The sequence below is a fragment of the Rhodococcus koreensis genome, assembly GCF_900105905.1.
Classification (GTDB): Bacteria; Actinomycetota; Actinomycetes; order Mycobacteriales; family Mycobacteriaceae; genus Rhodococcus_F; species Rhodococcus_F koreensis.
In genome coordinates, this window is the sequence record NZ_FNSV01000005.1 from 5,901,785 (window position 1) to 5,920,823 (window position 19,039).

Genomic DNA, 19,039 nt, shown 5'->3' on the forward strand with positions numbered 1-19,039 from the left:
GCAGGAGATTCCCGTCGGGGGGATCGGTGCCGGACCCCGATGACGACGAGGTGTACGTCTACCGACGCGTGGCGATTGTGTCACCGACCTGCTCCACCACAGCTGGCGCCAACTCAGGCCCACACTGGCCGAGTTGTGGCGTCTTGACGACTGGTATCTAGATATTTAGTATCTAGGTTATGCGGATGTCGCGAGGTGTCGAGTGGGCGATGCACGTTGTGCTGTCGCTGGCATGGGTGGATGACGATCGTCCGGTGTCGACTGCTGTGCTCGCACGCAGCTACGATCTACCGGCGCCGTACCTGAACAAACAGTTGCAGGCGCTCGTGCGCGCAGGGATTTTGACCTCCGTGCCCGGTGCCGCAGGTGGATTCGTGTTGACCCGCTCAGCCAAGCACATCAGTGTCCTGGACGTCGTCACCGCTATCGAGGGTGCCGAGGAGGCATTTCGGTGCACCGAGATCCGCGCCCAGGGCGTCGGTGCAGACATGCCGCCCGGCCAGCTGTCGATGCCGTGCGCGGTGTCGATGGCGATGCGGAAGGCGGATCTGGCGTGGCGGCGGGAGTTGGCCGGTCAGAGCGTCGACGACGTGCGAGTAGAAGCTGAACGACACGCGCCTGGACTCGCCGAACGAATGCGCCAGGCGTACGACCGGGGCTGATCGCAGGCGCCGCTGGTAGTTCCGAATCGTCCGTCCTACGTGGGCGGCTCACGCACAAGGAGAATCTAGATGTCAAATGTCCTGATTATTGGAGGCGGATTCGCAGGGGTCTGGGCGGCGGCGAGCGCCGCCCGGCTGCGACGCGATGCGGGCGTGCCGCGGAACGACCTTACGATCACACTGGTCGATGCTGGTGACGACCATGTCATCAGGCCCCGCCTCTACGAGCGGGAGCCGGAGAACAAGCGCTGCTCCCTCGATGGGCTGCTCGGCCCCATCGGAGTGGAGCGGGTCGCGGCCACGATCACATCCATCGATACCACCACCAACCAGGTTCACGGGATCACCCGAACCGGTGATACCACGTCGCTGAGCTACGACCGTTTGGTGCTGGCCACGGGCAGCCAACTCGTCACCCCCACCATTCCCGGTTCCCAACATCTCTTCGACATCGACACGCTCGGTGCCGCCACCTATCTCGACGGACACCTGCGTAGTCTGCCCGCATGCCCGGACTCGGAGGGCCGATACACGGTCGTCGTGATCGGGGCAGGATTCACCGGGCTCGAGATCGCCACCGAACTCACCGATCGACTCCGCGAGATCGCCGCGGATGCGCCGATCCGGGTGATCTTGCTCGATCGCGGCGACGTCGTCGGATCCGGGCTCGGTGAGGGACCGCGTCCGGCGATCCTCGACGCACTCGACACCCTCGGGGTCGAAGTCCGTCTCGGCGTGGATGTGACCTCGATCGACGCGCACGGGGTGGAGCTCGCCGACGGCGACCGGATCGCCGCGAACACTGTGATCTGGACGGCGGGCATGCAGGCCAGCCCCTTGACAGCGCACATCTCCGGAGAACGAGATCGCCTCGGCCGTCTCACCGTCGATGAGCATCTGAAGGTGGCCGGTCTCGCGGACGTGTTCGCCGCGGGAGATACCGCCGCCGCGCATGCCGACCCTGGCCACGTCGTGATGCAGAGCTGCCAGCACGCGTTGCCGCAGGGAAAGTTCGTCGGGCACAACGCTGTCGCCGATCTGCTCGGCCAAGATCTCGTGCCGTTTGCTCCCGCCTCTTATGTCACGTGCCTTGCTCTTGGACCGGCCGGGGCAGTCTTCGCTTCCGGGTGGGACCGACAGGTGCAGATGACAGGCGCAGAGGGAGCGGCGGTGAAGAAGTCGATCAACACCGTTGCGATCTATCCGCCCGTCGGTGATCCGGAGGCTCTGCTGTCGCTGGCGGTCCCGGACGGTACCTGGCGATCGGCCGAACTTGCGGCTCTCACCTGAGAATTGCCCACACGACGCGGATGCCGGGAATGCCCCACTGCGTCGGTGGCGCTCGTCAGACATTGAAGGTTCGGTCTCGAGGAGGCAAGATGGATGACTCTGTACCCTGCGAAGTTCTGCGAGTTGACCGGTCGCCGACCCGAACCGGTCTTGCCCGCAGCACGTTCTATCGGGGCGGGTTGTCGATGTGGGCGTGGGTGGCGCAACGAGTCAGTGGGATGGTGATTTACGTCTTCCTGTTGGTGCACGTGGCGGACAACCTGATGTTGCGGGTCTCGCCCGCCGCCTACGACGAGGTGATCGGCACCTACAAGACCCTGGTGATGGGTATCGGCGAAATCGGACTGGTCGCCGCCATCCTCGGACACGGGTTCAACGGGATCCGCATCGTCCTTCTCGATTTCTGGGCAAAGGGCATCGACAAGTCCCGCTGGATGCTGTGGACCGTGATCGTGTTGTGGGTGCTGGTGATGGTGCCGTTCGTCATTCGACATCTGAGCCACTATCTGTGAAAGGCGAACTAACGATGGATGAGACAGCGAACATCGCTGCTATAACCGCCGAGCCGAGACGCTCGAGTTTCGAGAAGTACGCCTGGCTGTTCATGCGGTTGTCTGGAGCTGTGCTGCTGGTGTTGGTTCTGGTGCACGTGTATGTCAATGTGGTGGCCGGCGACGGGGTGTTCAAGGTCGACTTCGCTTTCGTGGCAGGAAAGTGGGCGAGCCCGTTCTGGCAACTGTGGGATTTCCTGATCCTGCTGTTGGCGGTCCTGCACGGCACGAATGGGGTGCGGGTCATCATTGCCGACTATGCGGCGCGGCCGGCGCTGCGGTTCTGGCTGAACACACTGGTCACGGCGGCAGCAGCACTAATGTTGGTCGCCGGGACATTGACCATTTTCACGTTCGACCCGTGTCCTGGTGCGGTCGGGGATCTGCCCTCGTTCTGTCCGGTACCGGCAGCACCGTCACACTAGGAGTGGATCATCATGTCTTTGGGACTCTTCTTCGAAGCCGTTCTCGCCGTGGCGGCGGTATTCATAGTGTGGTTCACAGTTTTCGTTCTTCGGCAGCTCGTCCGGAATCGACTGGGACGGTGAGTAGGGTGAACAAAAGATTGGTGGCGATGGGATCGGCGATTGTTGTCGGCGCCGGGCTGCTCGCGTTGGGTGCAACGGCCGTGGCGATGGTCGCGACCGGGACGATTCCGGGCATCGCGGTGGGGGTGGCGCTGACCGTGTTCGGCGGTGTCATCGGAGTGTTGACAGCCAGCCAGATCCGATTCGGCCGCACCGCCGACATCATGCTCGCAAAGATGGTTGCTCAACAAGACTATCGAGGATACCCAGAGCTGGCACGCAGTCCCTCCGGTCGTGTGCTGCCCGCCGCGACCAGTGAATATCTTGCCCGATGCCGGGCGGGTGTCGCCGCTCGCCCCGATGATTGGCGGGAGTGGTTCCTCCTGGCCGGGGGGTACGAGATCGCACGGGACCACCGGAACGCGGTGCTCGCGTTGGCTCGAGCATCCGCACTCCAGAAGTCGGACTGAAACGCGGTGCGATCTTGACCGAGCCGCGACGCGAATTGGGCGCAAGTTTCGATACGGGATAAGCGAGTATGGCAAGAGCCACACGCGCAAGTAGAGTTCAAAGATACTCCACGTATCCACTACTGAATCGGAGAGCGTCCGATGCCTGACTACACGCTTCGTCAGATGACTTACTTCAAAGCCGTGGCCGAGTCAGGATCGATCTCAGGCGCTGCGGACCGCCTACACGTGTCTCCGACAGCTCTGTCCGCCGCGATCACCGAACTAGAGCGAATCTTGAAAAGTCAGCTCATGGTTCGTCGCAAAGCTCACGGTGTGAGTCTCACTCCAACAGGAAACTTCGTTTACAGCCGGGCTGTCGAGTTGCTGGACCTCGCAGATGAGGTACAGCTGGGTGCGGCAAATGGTGGAACCCAACTCGTGGGACCACTGGTCGTCGGGTGCTACTTCTCACTCGCGCCGCGAATTCTGCCGGGTCTCCTCGAAGGCTTTGGCGCGCTTCACCCTGACGTCGACATCGTCTTTGTCGAGTCCACTCAGGACGAGGTACAACGTCGACTGTTGGCTGGTGAACTCGACATCGCGATTGTCTACGATGTCGATCTCGGCGACGGATTGTCTTCCGCAGACCTGTATCGCACGTACGGAAAAGTCCTCCTGCCCGGTCTGCATCGGCTCGCTGATCAAGAGACCGTCACGCTGGCAGAGCTCGAGGATGACCCGTTGGTCCTGCTCGATTCAGCACCAAGCAGCGAATACACCCTGTCACTATTTCGCGACGCATTCGTGGATCCCACTATCCGATACCGTGTCGCCGATTATGAACTTGCCCGATCTCTCGTTGGGCGGAGGATGGGATATTCGATCGTCGTCCAGACGCCGGTCGCCAGCGTCTCGGTGGAGGGCCGGCCCCTCCTGGTCAAGTCAATCACGCCAGCGGTGTCTCCCGTCTCGGTAAAAGTCGTGTGGCCTCGAGACGTACGACTCAGCGATCGAGCGCAAGCGATGATCGACTTCGCAGTTTCTTCTTGCGGCGCAGATGATCTCGATGGTGTCGCCACCGTCGACGACATCCGCCCGACTTGAGGGTACGCCCCGAGAGGTTGATGTAGCGTTCGCGGAATGTGTCGGCGAGGACGTGACCAGAAGATGATGTCCCACTGAACATCCATCGGAAGTCGGGCGTCGTCGGCATCGAGTCACGGTTCACGGCCTGTCATAATGGTCGGCATATACGTTGTAGCACAGAAGTATCGAGCACTTCGACGAGCTGTCGTGCAGTAGTCAGCGCACCGCGGAGGCTGTTGTTTGATCCGCGACCTGTTTCCTCGGTGTCAGGGGCTCAGATCACCCCGCCGTACTGAGACAGATGCGCTACTTGCGCGGAATTGTCCACTTTAGTGCACTTTAGCGCCGACGACGCGCTGGCTACATTTAGTCGTAGACACAGGTAACGGTTGTCGCCTAGATCGTCCGGAGGCGATCCGTCTTCGATGCGGGTCAGCTGACGCTGCGGTCCACGATCGGCAAATCCTCGAATGCACAGCAAAGGACAGATATGAGCCTCACAGGGAACATCGCAGTCGTGACTGGGGGAGCAGCAGGGATCGGTTACGCGATCGTCGAGGCGCTCCTCGAGCAAGGAGCGTCCGTAATGATCTTCGATCTGAATGGAATCGTGGCTGCCGAGGCAGCGGCCTCATTGTCGAAGCAGTACAAGGGCAGAGTGGCATCGTGTCCGGGTAGTGTGACATCCACGTCCGACCTGGACGCCGCGTTCGATTCTGCCGAAGGTCTATTCGGACCTGTTGACGTCCTCATCAACAATGCCGGATTCTCAACCATAGCGCCGTTGATGCATCTGACTGAGGAGGATTGGACAAGGGTCCTCAGTGTGTTGACTACCGGACCCTTCCTCGGCACAAAAATATTGGCAAATCGTGCGGTAAAGCATGGTATCCCAGCTAATGTTGTGAATACATCATCGCTGAACTACAAAGCAGCGACCAATGGGTTGGCGCACTACTGCACTGCCAAAGCCGGCGTCAGTCAGTTTACGAAGGTCGCCGCGTCAGAACTCGGGCAGTATGGGATTCGGGTCAACGCAGTGGCGCCAGGACTGGTACGGACAAATCTCACGGAATCGGCTGGATTGACAACCGGGCTGAGTGGGCAACGGTTCCTGGAGAGGACCCCACTCGGGCGTGTAGGAGAGCCTCGTGACGTCGCGAAAGTCGTCGCCTTCCTGGTGTCGTCAGATGCCGGGTGGATCACAGGGCAGACGATCTCCGTTGATGGTGGAAACGAAATTCGGGGCCTCCACAGCTACTGGGACACGGCCTTAGAGCAGGCGGCCCTCGATGGCGTCTGATCGTGACTCGGGAATCGGGAGCGGCGCGAACTCGCGACTAGACTCCTGCTGATTCAGTGAAAGTTCTTCCGCGAGTACCAGTTTTACGAGCTCGGCACGATTGCGGACGGAAAGCAGCGCGAAGATTCTGCTTGCATACTTCTTGACGGTGTCGAGGCTCAATGTCAGTATCGCTGCTACTTCTTCGTTGGTACTCCCATCCGCAATCAGCTCGACCACTTCAATCTGTCGAGCAGTGAGACCCTCCCTCCATGACCGCAATCTCGTGGTCGGAAGCGCCCGCGCGAGCAGGGAAAGTTGACGAGCCAATAGTCCCAAGGCGTATATCCCCTGCGAGTCAGGTGTCTGCTCTTCAGAATCGAACAGTCCGACTAAAGCATGGGCGCCATGAGATAGATCAAGGTGCATCAAAGATGCGCTACGGAGGTGGTTGCGATAAAGGAAACCGGTGAGATACTCAGACGGACCAGAATCCAAATTTCTGAGCTGGCGAGCGTTGATTGCCGGGTGCCGTCTCAGCAGTGCTTGTGATTGTGGAGTGGCGAAGACGTCTTTGGTATGCCAACGCTCTTGGTATTCGTCCAGCGCAGCACCCGTGGTACGGCCAGTCGTCACCGGCTTCGGATCAGAGAACGCGGAGCTAAAGGTGTGCCCAGTCCAGAAAGTCGTGTTGGGGCAACGGTAGTACCGATGTAGTGACTCCATCAACTGAAATTTGAACGAATCCAGCGTGGCACTCCGTGAGCATGATTCGAGTATTGCGAAGATTCGCTCGTATTCAGAACTGGGAAGCGCCACTGGCCGACGGGGCGAAGACATGGTCGAACTCCTGGTAGTTGTGATGCGAACCACTCTGCTCCACCGCCGGCGGTATGGCAAGCGGACCTGGGCGATGAAGCGCCGGCTGAACGGACCGCGGTGCGAGGAACAACTTGATGTGCGCAAAATACGGCAATCCGGCGATGTGCTCGGGATACCTGGGATCAAACAGAAGGGATATGAGATGCGGGCATGGGTCTATCACGGCAATCAAGATCTAAGGATAGAGGATGTGCCAGAACCGATTCCCGGTCCGGGGGAAGTCAGGGTGCGAATTGCATACAACGGCATCTGCGGGTCCGACTTGCACGAGATATTCAATGGCCCGATGTTTACCCCACTCGAGACGGCGCACCCGACGACCGGCCATCGAGGACCTGTCGTGCTCGGGCACGAAGCGTCAGGAATCGTCGACGCAGTAGGGTCGGGCGACATCGATGTCGAAGTGGGCCAACGAGTCGCAATCGAACCGGTTTTTCGTGTGCCTGGCGACGATGCGAACTACAACCTCGACGCGGCCTTCTACGGTCTCTCGCTCAACGGATTCTTGGCGGACTTCGCGGTCGCCTGGCGCGCGGTTGAGCGGGCTGATCTCAGCGTTGACGACAGCGTGGTGGTCTTCGGAGGAGGGCCCATTGGCATTGCCGCAGCGTTGAGTCTCCGCGCGAAGAAGATCAACCGGATCGTCATCGTGGAGCCAGCTCACCGTCGGAGGAGCGTCGTGAGAGGCATGGGCTTCGACACTCTCGATCCAACATCCGCTGACTTCCGGGACAATCTGGCATCACTTGCAGGCTCAGGAGTTCAGGCGTGCATCAACGCCGCCGGCGTTGCGCCGGTGATGGCGCAAGCGATTGACATACTCGCTCCAGGCGGCAAGCTGATGGTGGTTGCCACGCACCTGGAACCGGTGCCGATCGACCTCAACCAACTCCTCATGGCAGAGAAGACAATTCTCACCTCGATCGGATACCGCGACGACTTCCCGAATGTCATCGAACAGCAGGCGCGAGGCGCATTTCCGACGAGCAGCTGGGTTGAGACAGTGCCTTTTGACGCACTGGTCGAGACTGGGCTGAGTCGGTTGAGAACAGGCGAGGCAATCAAGACCCTCATCGAGGTCAACGGCGGATAGTCCCCGCACTATCAGTGCGGTGACATCGGACATCGATGTCATGACATTGCAGAAATTCATCAGAACCCAAGAGAAATCCCTACAGGAGGCAATCATGGCCAAACTCCGCTTCGGTTACTTCATCGCTCCCGTCCATGCGCCGGGCCAGAACCCCACGGCAGCTCTCGAACGCGATCTGCAATTCGTGGAACACCTAGACATGCTGGGATACGACGAAGTGTGGTTCGGCGAGCACCATTCTGCCGGCAGTGAGATCATCGCATCTCCGGAGATCATGATTGCAGCGGCGGCACAACGCGCGCCGCGCATTCACTTCGGAACCGGAGTGACTTCGTTGTCATATCACAATCCACTATGGGCGGCCGATCGGATCATGCTGCTCGATCATCTCACTCGGGGCAGGACAATCTTTGGAGTAGGACCGGGCTCTCTCCCAACTGATTCGGCGATGATTGGTCTGGACCCGACGGAAACGCGGGAACTTCTGCAGGAGAACTTGGACATCGTGGTTCGCCTGCTGCGGGGGGAGACCGTGTCCGCAAAGACGCGTACACATGAACTGTTCGATGCCAAGCTTCAACTTTCGCCATTCTCTGCTGACGGAATCGGCATCACTGTAGCCGCGGTCGCCTCTCCCACTGGTGCCCGGCTCGCCGGCAGATACGGACTGGGGCTGCTTTCGATCGGTGCAACTCTGTCGGCGGACGGCTTCAATGCTCTTGCCCATCACTGGGATATCGTGGAAGAGCGAGCGGACGCCAACTCGGCAACCGTTGATCGGCGCAACTGGAGCCTTTGTTCGCCATTCCATATCGCAGAAACCGAAGAAGAAGCACGCCGACAGGTCGCGTATGGCATCGAGCCAGGGTCTCGGCAAAGTCATGAGAGATGAGTTCTGAGCTGCGGTTTTGGGGATGTGACACGCCGATGAGCAAGTAATCGAGGGCGGGCACGGTCGCTGCGGCGATGATTCAAGTTCCTACGCAAGTACCACCACCAGGAACGAGCCGTGCCCGCAGCCCTATCATCTCCCATGCCCGTCACCGTGCGCGAGAACGGATCGTTTCTCGGCGCGTCATCGGTCGCCGACACCGGGATCCTGGACCTGCTGACGACGGTGCCCGATCCCCGTCACCGGCGTGGTGTCCGGCATCGTTTCCCGGTGATACTCGCGCTCGCGCTGTCCGCAACCTGCGCCGGTGCCCGCTCGTTCACCGCGATCGCCGAATGGGCCCACGACGCACCCGCCGAGGCGCTGGGCAGACTCGGGGTTTCTGCTGTCGTCCCAAGCGAATCGACGATTCGTCGCACCCTGGCAGGTGTCGACGCGGGCGAACACACCGTCGCCCAGATCGCGGGCATGCTGAAAGTGCCGCGCACCACGGTCTATGGACATCTGGACAAGAAGGCTCGCCGGCCTCCGCACGCAGCGCCGCCAGAACCCATGCCACCCCTCCGGTCCCCTCGCATCTGCCCGACATGCGGGCACGAACCCACAACTCGTGCCGAAGCAGCGCACCAACGGGCCGACCTCGCGGTGACCTGGCTCCACCCCGATCCCGATCACCGCGGAACGGTCACCAGTCGACACCACTGCCGGCACTGCGAACCCGGGCAACCGGTATTCGACATTGCCTGCAGCGTCTGCGGCGACGGCCCCATCCTCGCCGATCAACTTGCCGAGCTGGCCATGAATGGTGACCTGATCAAGCCGGTTCAACGTTGGCTCGCCGCAGCCGGCTGGACCGTCACCCCGGATCTTCTATGCCCGGACCGCGCATGAGACACCAAGGGAATCCGCTGCAGCGGACACCCGCCGTTACGTACTACAACGCAACGCCAGTACGACGCGGAAGCGCCCCGATCCGGTCACGGGTCGGGGCGCTTGCCAGGGTCTCGGCAAGGTCATGAGAGATGAGTTCTGAGCTGCGGTTTTGGGGATGTGACACGCCGATGAGCAAGTAATCGAGGGCGGGCACGGTCGCTGCGGCGATGATTCAAGTTCCTACGCAAGTACCACCACCAGGAACGAGCCGTGCCCGCAGCCCTATCATCGCCCATGCCCGTCACCGTGCGCGAGAACGGATCGTTTCTCGGCGCGTCATCGGTCGCCGACACCGGGATCCTGGACCTGCTGACTACGGTGCCCGATCCCCGTCACCGGCGTGGTGTCCGGCATCGTTTCCCGGTGATCCTCGCGCTCGCGCTGTCCGCAACCTGCGCCGGTGCCCGCTCGTTCACCGCGATCGCCGAATGGGCCCACGACGCACCCGCCGAGGCGCTGGGCAGACTCGGGGTTTCTGCTGTCGTCCCAAGCGAATCGACGATTCGTCGCACCCTGGCAGGTGTCGACGCGACCGCCCTCGACCAGGTGCTCGGTACGTGGATGTGGGTGCGCACCACGGTGGTCGACGGGAGGAGGATCATCGCCGTCGACGGAAAGACCCTGCGCGGAGCGAAAGACACCTCGGGTCATCTCACGCACCTGCTGGCCGCGGTCGATCACGATGCGGGTGTGGTGCTCGGGCAGGTGGAGGTGGGTGCGAAGACCAACGAGATTCCCCTCCTGACCGACCTGCTCGACCCCCTCGCGCTCGCCGACACCGTCGTCACCGCCGACGCCCTGCACTGCCAACGGGGTACCGCCGAATACATCCTCGGCCGGGGCGGCCACTACGCGTTCACCGTGAAAGCGAATCAGCCGAAACTGTTGAAGCGACTGAAGGCACTGCCGTGGAAGAACATTCCGGTGTCGACGTCGATTGCCGGACGGGGCCACGGCCGGCTCGAACGCCGCACCATCAAGGCCACCGAACACACCGACGGCCTGGGTTTCCCCGGGGCAGTGCAGGCCCTGCAAATTCGGCGGACCGTCACCCGCAGTGGGCGCAGAACCGTCGAGGTGGTGTACCTGATCTGTTCGGTGCCGATGACCGAGGTCGCACCAGCGCAGGTCGCCGCTTGGATCCGGGGGCACTGGACGATCGAGAACCGGGTGCACTGGGTCCGCGACGTCACCTTCGATGAGGACCGTTGCACGATCAGAACCGGGTCCGCTCCACAGGTGATGGCATCGCTCCGCAACGTGGTCATCGGGATCCTCCGGTTGGCTGGCCACCTCAACATCGCCTCGACACTGCGCCACTACGGCAGAGACCCGAATCGTCCGATCGACCTGCTGCTGTCCGTCTGAAGTGGGTTTATGCGACTTTGCCGGGGCCCTGGGCATCGAGCACTGGTTCGAATACTTCCAGCACGTCGCCGCCTTCCCTCAGATGGCCGTGAACGGAAGCGAGGTGAACGAGATGATCGACTTCATCAACCGATCGGGCATTGGCGTCACCCTGCGTGTCAGGCTGAGTTGAGTCCACCGGTTCACAGCAACCCCGCCTGCAGGGCGAGATACGGATCAACCCGACAATGACAATTTCCAGCCTGGCCGTAGCCGGGGACAATGGTCACATGGAGTCTTCCCACCCACGTTCCGACGGACCACGCCGACGCTCATTCGCCCCGGCGGACAAGCTCGCGCACCTGGCCGCCTACGAGCAGGCCTGCCAGACGAACGAAGGCGGCGCCTACCTGCGCCGCGAGGGCCTCTACTCCTCCCTCATCACCGAGTGGCGCAAGCAACGCGACGCCGGCGTCCTCGACGGCAAACCCGCCGGCGCGAAGGTCGGCAAACTCACCGCCGAGCAGGCCGAGATCGCTCGCCTCAAGCGGGAGCTCGACCGCACGAACAAGCGACTGGCCACCACCGAAGCCGCCCTGGACATCATGGGAAAAGCGCATGCTCTCTTGGAATCGCTCTCCGAGAGAGCGGATTTGGACGACAAGCCAACCAAGCGCTGACCGCAGCATGGACCGAACTGACCAACGTCGGGATGTCGACGAGAAGAGCAAGCGCAGTGACCGGTGTGGTCCGGTCGACCGCGGTCCGGCGTCGCGCCGCGGCCGCCGCACCGACACCTTCCGCTCCAGTCCGACCTACGCATCCGCCGGCGAACAAGCTCACCCCGATCGAACGCCGCCGCATCCTCGACACACTCAACAGTGACCGGTTCGTCGATCAGGCGCCGCTCGAGGTGTACGCGCAACTCCTCGACGAGGGCGTCTACCTGTGTTCGGTGTCGACGATGTACCGCGTCCTGCGGGAGAACGCACAGGTCAGTGAACGCCGCAGGCTCGCCCGGCACCCGGCGAGGACCTGCCCGGAGCTGGTCGCGACCGCCCCGCGGCAGGTGTACTCGTGGGACATCACGAAGCTCGCCGGGCCGGACAAGGGCCGCTACTACGACGCCTACGTGATGATCGACATCTACTCGCGGTACATCGTCGGTGTGCACGTCCACGCACACGAATCGGGTGTGCTGGCACGGGAGTTGATGGAGCAGATCTTCGCGGTGCACGGCATTCCGCAGGTCGTGCACGCCGACCGTGGCACGTCGATGACCAGCAAGTCAGTCGCGTCACTGCTGTCGGATCTCGAGGTCACCCGCTCGCATTCGCGGCCGCGGGTCTCGAACGACAACCCGTATTCGGAGGCGGTGTTCAAGACCCTCAAGTATGGACCGGAGTTCCCCGAACGGTTCGGATCGCTGCGTGAAGCAAGGGAATTCATGATGCAGTTCACCGAGTGGTACAACCACGAGCATCGCCACACCGGCATCGGGCTACACACTGCCGCCGACGTCCACTTCGGTTTGGCGGCGGCGAAGGCCGCCGAACGTCGGCAGGTACTCGAGGCAGCACGGGCCAGGCATCCGTACCGCTTCGGCACTACGACAGCGCCGAAGATCCTCGACCTGCCCGACACCGTCTGGATCAACCGCCCCGCCGACGATTCTGCGGAGGCCGAAACGTCAGCCGCTTAACACCCGGTGGACTCAACTCCCTTGACAAGTTCCGTCATCGGAACCGCCGAACAGGCACGGATCCAGGTTCAGCGACTGTGGGACCAGTCCGGTGGATTCGGAAGCTTGCTGCAGCTGGGCCACGACTGGGCGAATCCCCAAGACACCAAGAGTTCTGCGGAGCTGTTCGCTCGAGATGTCTTCCCCCATTTTCAGGGGCAGTATCAGTCGACTGTCGATGCCGCGAATCGTGCGCGTGCAGTCCGCACAGGGCATGCGGAGGCCCAGCTCGACGCCGTTGAGCATATGCGTCTGAAGTACGCCCAGGAACTAGCCGAGAAAGCGTGACATCATGACAAATCGTACAGTCGATCCGCTAGAAGTAATCTTCCGCGATGCGATGGCTCACGTGTGCACCCCGGTCGCAGTCATCACGGCCCTCGACGGCGAGCGTCCGCACGGAACAACGGTCAGCGCCTTCATGTCACTGTCGATGACACCTCCGATGGTCCTGATTGCTCTTGACGATCGTTCCGATCTACTCGAACTGATCCGTGCTACAGGCAGATTTGCGGTCAACGTGTTGAATTCGGAACAAGGCGATCTGGCCGTGTCGTTCGCGAAGAAGGGTCCGAGCAAGTTCGACGGAGTCGAGTGGAGTCGAGTCCGGGCGTTGCCAAGGATCGAGGATTGTCCGGTGTGGATTGCCTGCGTCGCCGAAGAGCTCGTGTCTGGAGGCGATCACACAATAGTTACCGGATCCGTCGAGGCGGTGGAAACCCGTGCCTCGAGTCCGTTGACCTATCACGACCGCACGTTCGGCACCCATGCGATCTCCGAGTCCCGACTTGAAGAGAGCGCATGATGTTCATCGAACTTTCGTTGGGATTCGTCGCCTTGCGAGAATTTGATGATCTTTCTCGTCTCCACGTCCAGGCACCCCCAGAAATGACGTTGGAGAGTATCGACTCTTCACTGAGAGCTGCCAACCTCGGCCGAATCGATGACCTGGGTACGGCGATCACGATCAGTGAACTTCGAGCTCGCATCAACGAGGTCTGGGCTCCGCGTTCCCCGGCGTTCGACAAGATGATCGCCTACGCGACAGACAAGGGGTGGGTGTCGAGCGACGGTCGCGATCTTCGCGCGCACATCATCAGGAAGGAATCGAAGATGTAGCTCGGGTTTACGCACTGGCATCGTTCGAGAAACTGAAGGTTCTGGGAAGAAAATGAAAGTCGATACAGCAGAACGCGCGATCACTGCGATCGCGCGTGGGAATATGGTCGTGGTCCTCGATGACAAGGATCGCGAGAACGAAGCTGACCTGATTATGGCTGCCGAGTTTGCCGATACCGATGCCATTGCGTTTTACCTGCAACACACGTCTGGATTTCTCTGTACCGCAATAACTGAGGACCGATCGCACTCTCTTCATCTCCCCATGATGGTAGAGAACAACACCGAGAGCCATCGAACCGCATTTCTCGACAGCGTCGATGCCGCCAGAGGAATCACCACCGGCATCAGCGCCGCGGACCGTGCAGCCACCATCCGCTTGCTGTCAGACCCCTTGACGGTCGCCGGGGACCTCGCTCGTCCCGGGCATGTTATGCCTCTGCAGGCAAGAAGCGGCGGCGTCCTGGCACGCGCCGGGCATACCGAGGCGGGCGTCGACCTATGCAAGCTTGCCGGAATCCAGCCGGCCGCACTAATTTGCGAGCTCATAACGGCGGACAGAAGGGAGATGCTGCGTGGTGACGATGCTATTGCGTTCGCACGGGAGCATAATCTCGCCGTAGTCACTATTGCCGACCTGATTGCCACTCGCGAGCGAGCAGAAGCCAAGTTGCATCGCACTGGAAGAGCGACTGTGCCGACTCCCTATGGAACATTCACGGCAGTGGCCTATCGCGCGAAGAACAACGTAGAGCACCTTGCGTTGGTGCTGGGCGATGTCAACAGTGGCGTTGCGGTGCCGGTCCGGGTCCACAGTGAGTGCATGACCGGTGACCTCTTTGGTTCGTTTCGGTGCGATTGTGGAGACCAACTAGAGGCGTCATTGACACTCATTGGCCGTCGCGGTTCGGGGGTCGTGATCTACATGAATGGACACGAGGGTAGGGGAATCGGACTCGGTAGAAAATTGCAGGCGTATCAGATGCAAGAGGAGCAGCAACTCGATACTGTCGATGCCAACACGGCCCTCGGCTGTCCGGTCGACAATCGGGACTATGCTTCCGCCGCATCGATCATCGTCGACCTCGGAATCGAATCCGTCGCGCTCATGACCAACAACCCGGATAAATCTGAACAACTAGCTGCTCTCGGAGTGGTGATCTCATCACTGATACCGCTGCAGACGCAGCCGACGAGGTTCAACATTTCCTACCTGGTGGCCAAGCGGGATCGTTTGCGGCACATTCTCGACCTGCCCGCGTCAACCTGAGGGCAGCTGGCCTTTCGAAGTCATTGTGCGATCGGGTTCCCTACTTGGTCATCGGGGCTGAGTCCGATCACTCCCTAGCTCCAATCCAATTGTCGCAATACTGGTTGATCTGTGGACGATTGGCCGCAAGCATCGTCCGATCCCGCGCGCAGTCAAACGGGTGAGTGCGCCGGGGTCGGGCATCCCTTCACCCGCGGAGAACCGATGGATACCTACGATCCGGCGCTGCTCGACTTCGCTCTGCGGTGGAGCTTCTATGGTGGCGGTGACGATTATGTCTTCACGGAGTTCGGAATATCGCCGGCGACGTTCTACCAACGTGTGTTGGTGTTGGTGGAGAAGCGGTTCTCCACGTTTCTCGACACGCGATCGAAGGAGCACCTACGCCGGCACTGCACCGAGAAGCTACTCTCGATGGAGGGCCAGCTCATGCCTCTGGAACATCATCTGCCGTCTGAGTCGCAGGCCCTCTGCGCGGGGAGCATGCGGGAGTGCGATGTGGGAGAAGCTTCTTGACGGCGACGGCACTATCGCCGGCTCTTCCGTAGTCCTCGCAGTGGACAGAGCTCGCTGCGTAATCGTCCTCGGCCTCGATGATGGATCGAAGCCAACCCGCGGGAGGTCAACGACCTGTGTCGTGGAGGAGCGCCGTGTCCAACCTGCGAATGGACGGATCAAGAAACTCAGGCAGGAATAGATGTGGAACAGGCACAACGACAATGACATTCTCGACTTCGCGCTTCTCTGGGAGCCTCTTGGCGGACCTGGTCCCGACAATGTCGCAGCCGCCTTCGCCATCGATGTCCGTGAGTACCACGTGCGACTCGGCGGTGCTGCCAAATCCCAGTTGGCCAGACTTCAGCAAGGCATCACGTCTCCCGAGCGCATCTATGGGCTGTCCACCATTGCAGCGTTTGATCGGGATCTCCGCACTGATGGGTGATAAGACCTGAACTGGCTTGTGGCTCCGGAAACGATCGCTCCGTAAACGTGGAATCAGCAACGCCGATTTGGTGCCGTTCGACGGCGAGTTCCATTGCAGTCCGGCAGACCTCTGAGTAGCAGTCGCCCAATGTCATTGGTTCGATACGCCGAGCTGCTGCTTGGCGGGAAGGATCGATGATGACCGAAACACTGGATCCCATGGCAGCGACCGAGGTGGATCAGAAGCAGTTGGCCGAGCAACTCATGGCCCAGGCCAAGGAGCAGGGGGTGGATTTGATGGGCTCGGACGGGCTATTGAATCAGCTCACCAAGACACTGATTCCTCGTTCACCCCGCAGATCGTCAAGAAGTTTCAACGTCGGCTGACCGGTATCGGTGAGATCGTATCACCCTTGACAGCACAGGGTTTAGCTACCGGCGAGGTCTCTGCCCACTTCCAGGATATTTGCGGAGCGACCGTGTCGAAGGGCGCCATCTCGCGCATCAGCGACAAGGTCGTCGGCGAGATGGGCGAGTGGTAGAACCGGCCGTTGTTCCCCAGCACGCGGGAGGGACCCCCAGTCGCGATCGGGGTCACCGTCAACGGCGAACGCGACATTGCCCGATGCCATCAACGCGGTGTGGGAACTCGCAGTGGTGCAGACGTGCATTATTCATCTGATACACAACACCGTTCGGCTCGCCTCCCGGCAGTACTGGGATGAGATGGCGCGTGATCTCAGACCCGTCTACACGGCACCGTCCGAGTCTGCGGCGAAGGAACGATTCGGTGAATTCGGTGCGAAGTGGGGCGAGCGTTATCCGGCGATCGTACGGATGTGAGGGAACGCGTGGACAGAGAACGCGGCCGTTCCTGGACTATGACGTCGAGATCAGGCGAGTCATCTGCTCGATAAAGGCAATCGAGTCGGTCAGCGCCCGTTACAGGCGTGCGATAAGGGCTCGTGGACACTTCCCGACCGAGCAAGCAGCCCTGACATGTCTGTATCTCGCCACACGGGCTCTGGACCCCACCGGGATGGGTAAGGCGCGATGGGTGATGAGGTGGAAGCCAGCGCTCAACGCGTTCGCAATCACCTTCGAAGGCCGCATCACCCCGAACGGTAACTAACCGACGCAGAGGTCGGATCCAACCTCAATTGGACACTCCCAGTTGCCTTTTATCGTCTGCATTGCCGGTGTTGTTCGTGCCACGGGCGTCGACCCTGTCGGCGCCCATTTCCGGAGGGGTCGGAAGAACCATTGAAGAATTGGTCGCAACCCCCGTGGTCTATGGTTCATGATCTCATTGAAAATAACTGCAACAGTCTGTAATTCAGAGCGTCCTCGGGCCGGCGTTCAGATCGCGGATAGATTAGCAGCTCGTGGGTTCGCGTGCGACGAAATGTTTGAGGTCGAATCCGTCTGCGGTGACCTCGGCGGGGGTGGGTGTAGTTCCTTTGGCCAGTGCCTTGCGGGCCGCTATGTGCACAGCTGGGTTGTTGAGTGATTCGACGCAGGTCAGTTTGTCCTGGCGAAACCGGTATACGGAGAATCGCCCGGAGTGCGGGTCACCGTGCGGGATGCAGAGGTCGTCGGCGTTGCCGATGCCGGCTATCTGTAGTTTTATCCGGCCCTGGTTGCTCCAGAACCAAGGCAGTGACGAATATTCGGTGGGGGATCCTGTCAGTGTGCGGGCCAGAGTCCGGGCATGGTCGACCGCGTTCTGCACGGATTCACGGCGAGTCGGCGTGCCGGCGTGCGGGCAGGGGAACTCGGCGCAGTCTCCGATCGCCCAGATGTGCTCGTCATTGGTGCGGAGGAACGCGTCGACGAGGATGCCGCCGTATTCTGTGGCCAGTCCTGCGGTGGTGGCGACCTCGGTCGCGGGTTCGACGCCGATGCCGACGACGACCAGATCCGCCGGGTAGCGCCGACTGTTCTGGCCGAGGACGGCGGACACCTGAGTGCCGTCGCCGTCGAATGCGGTGATGGATTCGCCGAGGACCAGGCGAATACCATCCGCGGCGTGGGTGTCGGCCACGACCTGTGACATGTCGGCGGAGACGGCGCGTGCCATCGGCCGGGAGTGGTGCTCGATGACCGTCACGCCGAGGCCCCGGGCCCGGGCGGCGGCGGCGAACTCGAGCCCGATGAACCCGGCGCCGACGACTGCCACGGTGCGTGCGGTGGCCAAGGCGTCGTGCAGGCGCGAGGCGTCGTCGGCGGTGCGTAGGTAGTGGATTCCGCTGAGGTTGGTTCCGGGGACGGCCAGAAGCCGGTTACGTGCCCCTGTGGCCAGTACCAACTCGGAGTAGCGCAGGTTCTCGCCGTTCGACAAGTGCACCGTGCCGGCCGTGCGGTCGATGTCGAGTACGGAGGTGGCCTCGATGAGGGTGATGTCGTGGTCGGTGAGGAACTGGTGTGTCTTGAGAGGCAGCGGTTCGGGGGGCGCGGCCTGCGCGAGGTGATCCTTGGACAGCGGCGGCCGTTGATACGGGAGCCCTGCCTCGGCGTTGACCAGAGTGATCGCGGCGGTGAAGTCGTTATGTCGAAGTGATTCGGCGAGTTGGGTTCCGGCGTGGCCTGCGCCGACGATGACGATGTGTTCCATGCTCAGACCTGGCTCTCGGGGAGGTCGACCTCGATGTCGGTGAGTGCGTCGGTGATCGTGATCTGGCAGCCGAGGCGCGAGCGGGTGTCGTCGCGGTCGGTGGCGGTGCAGTCGAGCATCTCGTCCTCGTCTTCACCCATCGCGGGCAGTGCCTCGAGGTAGGGCTCGCGTACGTAGACGTGGCAGGTGGCGCACATCGCCTGTCCGCCGCATTCGCCGACGATCCCGGTGATTCCATGGGTGACGGCGGCGCGCATGACGGAGGTGCCCGGTTCGACGTCGAGGACGTCGGTCTGTCCGCCGGGATGGTGAAACGTGATCTTGGACATCGAGTATGCCTTTCAGTTGTCCCAGGTGACGGGAAGGGTGATCAG

General features: G+C 61.3%; 19 protein-coding genes and 4 pseudogenes. 20 read left to right on the plus strand and 3 right to left on the minus strand.

Going from position 1 to position 19,039, the window contains the following annotated elements; genetic code table 11:
* The first annotated feature begins 179 nt into the window (after positions 1-179).
* The 7 genes from BLV94_RS31375 (at position 180) to BLV94_RS31405 (ending at position 5,871) form a co-directional block, all read left to right on the plus strand.
* Entirely contained in the window at positions 180-662 is a 483-nt protein-coding gene (locus BLV94_RS31375; protein WP_072951377.1) for an RrF2 family transcriptional regulator, read from the plus strand.
* A gap of 69 nt (positions 663-731) precedes the next feature.
* Positions 732-1,952: an NAD(P)/FAD-dependent oxidoreductase gene (locus tag BLV94_RS31380; protein WP_072951375.1), complete on the plus strand. Its 1,221-nt coding sequence runs from the start codon at positions 732-734 to the stop codon at positions 1,950-1,952.
* An 89-nt stretch (positions 1,953-2,041) separates the two neighbouring features.
* Positions 2,042-2,464 (plus strand): succinate dehydrogenase, cytochrome b556 subunit, encoded by a 423-nt coding sequence (sdhC, locus tag BLV94_RS31385; protein WP_083395731.1) that lies wholly within the window; start codon positions 2,042-2,044, stop codon positions 2,462-2,464.
* The gene (locus BLV94_RS31390; protein ID WP_244163709.1) at positions 2,461-2,928 is read left to right on the plus strand and encodes a succinate dehydrogenase/fumarate reductase transmembrane subunit; all 468 of its coding nucleotides are present in this window, start codon (positions 2,461-2,463) and stop codon (positions 2,926-2,928) included. The genes sdhC and BLV94_RS31390 overlap by 4 nt, the downstream gene beginning before the upstream one ends.
* Positions 2,929-3,056: 128 nt before the next feature.
* Positions 3,057-3,500, plus strand: a complete 444-nt coding sequence (locus tag BLV94_RS31395; RefSeq protein ID WP_095861835.1) for a hypothetical protein — start codon at positions 3,057-3,059, stop codon at positions 3,498-3,500.
* Between the two features lie 141 nt (positions 3,501-3,641).
* Positions 3,642-4,586 carry a LysR family transcriptional regulator gene (locus BLV94_RS31400; RefSeq protein ID WP_072951368.1) on the plus strand — a complete coding sequence of 315 codons (945 nt, stop codon included), beginning with the start codon at positions 3,642-3,644 and terminating at the stop codon, positions 4,584-4,586.
* A gap of 472 nt (positions 4,587-5,058) precedes the next feature.
* Positions 5,059-5,871, plus strand: a complete 813-nt coding sequence (locus BLV94_RS31405) for an SDR family NAD(P)-dependent oxidoreductase (RefSeq protein ID WP_072951366.1) — start codon at positions 5,059-5,061, stop codon at positions 5,869-5,871.
* Here the strand turns inward: BLV94_RS31405 and BLV94_RS48045 are convergent.
* On the minus strand, positions 5,842-6,690 hold the full coding sequence (locus BLV94_RS48045; RefSeq protein ID WP_083395732.1) for a helix-turn-helix transcriptional regulator: 849 nt from the start codon (positions 6,688-6,690) through the stop codon (positions 5,842-5,844). The genes BLV94_RS31405 and BLV94_RS48045 overlap by 30 nt on opposite strands.
* On the opposite strand from BLV94_RS48045, the gene BLV94_RS31415 reads away from it, so the two are divergent.
* The 13 genes and pseudogenes from BLV94_RS31415 (at position 6,689) to BLV94_RS31475 (ending at position 17,183) form a co-directional block, all read left to right on the plus strand.
* The gene (locus BLV94_RS31415) at positions 6,689-7,825 is read left to right on the plus strand and encodes a zinc-binding dehydrogenase (protein ID WP_072951362.1); all 1,137 of its coding nucleotides are present in this window, start codon (positions 6,689-6,691) and stop codon (positions 7,823-7,825) included. The two genes, BLV94_RS48045 and BLV94_RS31415, sit on opposite strands and share 2 nt — an antisense overlap.
* A 94-nt stretch (positions 7,826-7,919) precedes the next feature.
* Positions 7,920-8,699 (plus strand): annotated as a pseudogene (locus tag BLV94_RS31420) (LLM class flavin-dependent oxidoreductase); the annotation flags it as partial.
* Positions 8,700-8,858: 159 nt separating this feature from the next.
* Complete coding sequence (locus BLV94_RS31425) at positions 8,859-9,608, plus strand: transposase family protein (RefSeq protein ID WP_083395733.1); 750 nt, start codon at positions 8,859-8,861, stop codon at positions 9,606-9,608.
* Between the two features lie 276 nt (positions 9,609-9,884).
* Positions 9,885-11,018, plus strand: coding sequence for an ISAs1 family transposase (locus BLV94_RS31430; RefSeq protein WP_072951359.1), 1,134 nt, complete (start codon positions 9,885-9,887; stop codon positions 11,016-11,018).
* Between the two features lie 31 nt (positions 11,019-11,049).
* Positions 11,050-11,166: pseudogene (locus BLV94_RS51110) on the plus strand (LLM class flavin-dependent oxidoreductase); the annotation flags it as partial.
* Positions 11,167-11,245: 79 nt separating this feature from the next.
* Positions 11,246-12,699 (plus strand): IS3 family transposase gene (locus BLV94_RS31440; protein WP_244163452.1). Its coding sequence is split into 2 segments (ribosomal slippage): positions 11,246-11,618 and positions 11,618-12,699, totalling 1,455 coding nucleotides; the frame shifts between segments, so codons are not numbered across the junction.
* A 33-nt stretch (positions 12,700-12,732) separates the two neighbouring features.
* A pseudogene (locus tag BLV94_RS31445) lies at positions 12,733-13,026 on the plus strand (LLM class flavin-dependent oxidoreductase); the annotation flags it as partial.
* A gap of 4 nt (positions 13,027-13,030) precedes the next feature.
* Positions 13,031-13,543, plus strand: coding sequence for a flavin reductase family protein (locus BLV94_RS31450; protein ID WP_072936842.1), 513 nt, complete (start codon positions 13,031-13,033; stop codon positions 13,541-13,543).
* Positions 13,540-13,857, plus strand: a complete 318-nt coding sequence (locus tag BLV94_RS31455) for a hypothetical protein (protein ID WP_074933867.1) — start codon at positions 13,540-13,542, stop codon at positions 13,855-13,857. The genes BLV94_RS31450 and BLV94_RS31455 overlap by 4 nt, the downstream gene beginning before the upstream one ends.
* A 52-nt stretch (positions 13,858-13,909) precedes the next feature.
* On the plus strand, positions 13,910-15,127 hold the full coding sequence (gene ribB / locus BLV94_RS31460) for a 3,4-dihydroxy-2-butanone-4-phosphate synthase (protein WP_072936844.1): 1,218 nt from the start codon (positions 13,910-13,912) through the stop codon (positions 15,125-15,127).
* A 204-nt stretch (positions 15,128-15,331) separates the two neighbouring features.
* Positions 15,332-15,643: a hypothetical protein gene (locus BLV94_RS31465; RefSeq protein WP_072936845.1), complete on the plus strand. Its 312-nt coding sequence runs from the start codon at positions 15,332-15,334 to the stop codon at positions 15,641-15,643.
* A 181-nt stretch (positions 15,644-15,824) separates the two neighbouring features.
* Complete coding sequence (locus BLV94_RS31470) at positions 15,825-16,070, plus strand: hypothetical protein (protein WP_072936846.1); 246 nt, start codon at positions 15,825-15,827, stop codon at positions 16,068-16,070.
* A 179-nt stretch (positions 16,071-16,249) separates the two neighbouring features.
* Positions 16,250-17,183, plus strand: a pseudogene (locus BLV94_RS31475) (transposase).
* Between the two features lie 243 nt (positions 17,184-17,426).
* On the opposite strand, the gene BLV94_RS31480 reads toward BLV94_RS31475, so the two are convergent.
* Positions 17,427-18,665, minus strand: a complete 1,239-nt coding sequence (locus BLV94_RS31480) for an NAD(P)/FAD-dependent oxidoreductase (protein WP_083395734.1) — start codon at positions 18,663-18,665, stop codon at positions 17,427-17,429.
* A 2-nt stretch (positions 18,666-18,667) separates the two neighbouring features.
* Positions 18,668-18,994, minus strand: coding sequence for a 2Fe-2S iron-sulfur cluster-binding protein (locus tag BLV94_RS31485; protein ID WP_072936848.1), 327 nt, complete (start codon positions 18,992-18,994; stop codon positions 18,668-18,670).
* Positions 18,995-19,039 lie beyond the last annotated feature (45 nt).

What these genes read in the sequence shown, in the direction of transcription:
- BLV94_RS31375 (WP_072951377.1), top strand. Translation starts at nt 180, where the DNA reads ATGCGGATGTCGCGAGGTGTCGAGTGGGCGATGCACGTTGTGCTGTCG.
- BLV94_RS31380 (WP_072951375.1), top strand. Translation starts at nt 732, where the DNA reads ATGTCAAATGTCCTGATTATTGGAGGCGGATTCGCAGGGGTCTGGGCG.
- sdhC (WP_083395731.1), top strand. Translation starts at nt 2,042, where the DNA reads ATGGATGACTCTGTACCCTGCGAAGTTCTGCGAGTTGACCGGTCGCCG.
- BLV94_RS31400 (WP_072951368.1), top strand. Translation starts at nt 3,642, where the DNA reads ATGCCTGACTACACGCTTCGTCAGATGACTTACTTCAAAGCCGTGGCC.
- BLV94_RS31405 (WP_072951366.1), top strand. Translation starts at nt 5,059, where the DNA reads ATGAGCCTCACAGGGAACATCGCAGTCGTGACTGGGGGAGCAGCAGGG.
- BLV94_RS31415 (WP_072951362.1), top strand. Translation starts at nt 6,689, where the DNA reads ATGGTCGAACTCCTGGTAGTTGTGATGCGAACCACTCTGCTCCACCGC.
- BLV94_RS48045 (WP_083395732.1), bottom strand. Translation starts at nt 6,690, where the DNA reads ATGTCTTCGCCCCGTCGGCCAGTGGCGCTTCCCAGTTCTGAATACGAG.
- BLV94_RS31425 (WP_083395733.1), top strand. Translation starts at nt 8,859, where the DNA reads ATGCCCGTCACCGTGCGCGAGAACGGATCGTTTCTCGGCGCGTCATCG.
- BLV94_RS31430 (WP_072951359.1), top strand. Translation starts at nt 9,885, where the DNA reads ATGCCCGTCACCGTGCGCGAGAACGGATCGTTTCTCGGCGCGTCATCG.
- BLV94_RS31450 (WP_072936842.1), top strand. Translation starts at nt 13,031, where the DNA reads ATGACAAATCGTACAGTCGATCCGCTAGAAGTAATCTTCCGCGATGCG.
- BLV94_RS31455 (WP_074933867.1), top strand. Translation starts at nt 13,540, where the DNA reads ATGATGTTCATCGAACTTTCGTTGGGATTCGTCGCCTTGCGAGAATTT.
- ribB (WP_072936844.1), top strand. Translation starts at nt 13,910, where the DNA reads ATGAAAGTCGATACAGCAGAACGCGCGATCACTGCGATCGCGCGTGGG.
- BLV94_RS31465 (WP_072936845.1), top strand. Translation starts at nt 15,332, where the DNA reads ATGGATACCTACGATCCGGCGCTGCTCGACTTCGCTCTGCGGTGGAGC.
- BLV94_RS31470 (WP_072936846.1), top strand. Translation starts at nt 15,825, where the DNA reads ATGTGGAACAGGCACAACGACAATGACATTCTCGACTTCGCGCTTCTC.
- BLV94_RS31480 (WP_083395734.1), bottom strand. Translation starts at nt 18,665, where the DNA reads ATGGAACACATCGTCATCGTCGGCGCAGGCCACGCCGGAACCCAACTC.
- BLV94_RS31485 (WP_072936848.1), bottom strand. Translation starts at nt 18,994, where the DNA reads ATGTCCAAGATCACGTTTCACCATCCCGGCGGACAGACCGACGTCCTC.